This is a genomic window from Mesorhizobium sp. M4B.F.Ca.ET.089.01.1.1 (assembly GCF_004022605.1).
Lineage (GTDB): Bacteria > Pseudomonadota > Alphaproteobacteria > Rhizobiales > Rhizobiaceae > Mesorhizobium > Mesorhizobium abyssinicae.
Genome location: NZ_RZOS01000644.1, coordinates 1 through 2440, shown reverse-complemented (window position 1 = coordinate 2440; position 2440 = coordinate 1). Strand labels below are relative to the sequence as shown.

Below are 2440 nucleotides of genomic sequence, written 5' to 3'. Positions count from 1 at the left end.
GCGCGAGGCAGTTTCGTCCTACCGCATCATCGAATGGCGTTCGAACGGTCCGGCCGCAAGCCCTGCACAGGCCGGCACGCCTGCCGCACGGCCTGCTTCGGTGGAGATTGAACCTCGCGCGCCCGCAGCGGAGCCCGCCGCGCCAATTTCCGTTCCAAAGAGTGCCAGGACCGCGAAGCGCGCGCCGTCTCTGCCCGCCGCCGGCAAGGTGGTGCCGTCGGCCGCCCCGTCCGGCTACGAGCTTCCGTCCGAGGACCTGCTGCAAATGCCGCCGGAGGGCCAGGGCTTCTACATGTCGCAGGAGCGGATGGAACAGAACGCCGACCTGCTCGAAAGCGTGCTGGAGGATTTCGGCGTCAAGGGCGAGATCATCCATGTCCGGCCTGGTCCGGTCGTCACGCTCTACGAGTTCGAGCCGGCGCCTGGCGTGAAATCCAGCCGCGTCATCGGCCTGGCCGATGACATCGCCCGCTCCATGTCGGCGATCTCGGCGCGCGTCGCCGTCGTGCCCGGCCGCAACGTCATCGGCATCGAACTGCCCAACGAGACGCGCGAGACGGTCTATTTCCGCGAGTTGATCGAATCGGCCGGCTTCCGCAACACGTCCTGCAAACTGGCGCTGGGCCTCGGCAAGACGATCGGCGGCGAGCCGGTCATCGCAGACCTGGCCAAGATGCCGCATCTCTTGGTCGCGGGCACCACCGGCTCCGGCAAATCGGTCGCCATCAACACCATGATCCTGTCGCTGCTCTACCGGATGAAGCCGGAGGAATGCCGCCTCATCATGGTCGACCCAAAAATGCTGGAACTGTCCGTCTATGACGGCATCCCGCATCTGCTCACGCCCGTCGTCACCGATTCCAAGAAGGCCGTCACGGCGCTGAAATGGGCAGTGCGCGAGATGGAGGACCGCTACCGCAAGATGGCGCGCCTCGGCGTGCGCAACATCGACGGCTACAACCAGCGCGCCGCCACCGCCCGCGACAACGGCGAGGTCGTTGTCATGCAGGCGCAGGTCGGCTTCGAGAAGGGCACGGGCGAGCCGCTGTTCGAGGAACGGGAGATCGACCTGGCGCCGATGCCCTACATCGTCATCATCGTCGACGAGATGGCCGATCTGATGATGGTGGCCGGCAAGGAGATCGAGGGCGCCATCCAGCGGCTGGCGCAGATGGCGCGCGCCGCCGGCATCCACTTGATCATGGCCACGCAGCGCCCCTCGGTCGACGTCATCACCGGCACCATCAAGGCCAATTTCCCCACCCGCATCTCCTTCCAGGTGACGTCGAAGATCGACAGCCGCACCATCCTGGGCGAGCAGGGCGCCGAGCAGTTGCTGGGCCAGGGCGACATGCTGCACATGGCCGGCGGCGGTCGCATCGTCCGCGTGCACGGACCCTTCGTCTCCGACCTGGAGGTCGAGCATGTCGTGGCGCATCTGAAGGCGCAGGGGCGTCCGGAATATCTCGAAACGGTCACCGCCGACGAGGAGGCGGAAGAAGAGGCGGCCGACGCGGGTCCCGTCTTCGACAAGGGCGCGATGGCCGAAGAGGACGGCGACGCCCTCTACGAGGAAGCCATCAAAGTGGTCAAGCGCGACAAGAAATGCTCGACCTCCTACATCCAGCGCCGCCTCGGCATCGGCTACAATCGCGCCGCATCGCTGGTCGAACGCATGGAGAAGGAGGGCCTGGTCGGCACGCCCAACCACGTCGGCAAGCGTGAAATCCTGGCCGGCCGGCGGGACCACGCGCCGGAGCGCGACGAAACGGATTGACGAGGATCGGGGATGGGGCCGGGCGATACGCCGGTCTTGCTTGACCGGACGTGCCTTCGCGGCGGGTGCGTCAGCCGCCGTTGGCGGCCAGCACGATCGCGGCGCGCAGTTCCTCCAGCCCGTCGCTCTTTTCCGACGACGTCGCCAGGACGAACGGGAAGGCGGCCGGCCGCTTCTTGATCTTGGCCAGCGTCTCCTCGATCAGCCGCGGCACGCCGGCTGCCTTGATCTTGTCGGTCTTGGTCAGCACGATCTGGTAGGAGACTGCCGCCTTGTCGAGCAGCGACAGCACCTCATCGTCCTTGGCCTTGATGCCGTGGCGGGCGTCGATCAGCACATAGACGCGCTTCAGCGTGACGCGGCCCTTGAGGTAGTCGAAGACCAGCTTCGTCCAGTCGTCGACCTTTTCCTTCGGCGCGCTGGCATAGCCGTAGCCGGGCATGTCGACCAGCGCCATCGGCGGCAGGTCGGCGCCTTCGCCGGAAAAACCGTCGGGCACGAAATAGTTGAGTTCCTGCGTGCGCCCCGGCGTGTTCGAGGTCCGCGCCAGCCCCTTCTGGCCGACCAGCGCGTTGATCAGCGACGACTTGCCGACATTCGAACGGCCGGCGAAGGCGATCTCCGGCGGACCCTCCGGCGGCAGGAACTTCATCGCCGGCACGC

Annotated in this window: 2 protein-coding genes; one reads left to right on the top strand and one right to left on the bottom strand. The window is 66.6% G+C overall.

Annotation, left to right across the window (positions count from 1 at the left end; translation table 11 throughout):
- The coding region (locus tag EN780_RS32105; protein ID WP_245500194.1) for a DNA translocase FtsK at positions 1–1777 on the top strand (1777 nt) is incomplete at its 5' end.
- A 70-nt stretch (positions 1778–1847) separates the two neighbouring features.
- Here the strand turns inward: EN780_RS32105 and yihA are convergent.
- On the bottom strand, positions 1848–2438 hold the full coding sequence (gene yihA / locus EN780_RS32100; protein ID WP_245500193.1) for a ribosome biogenesis GTP-binding protein YihA/YsxC: 591 nt from the start codon (positions 2436–2438) through the stop codon (positions 1848–1850).
- Between the last annotated feature and the right edge of the window lie 2 nt (positions 2439–2440).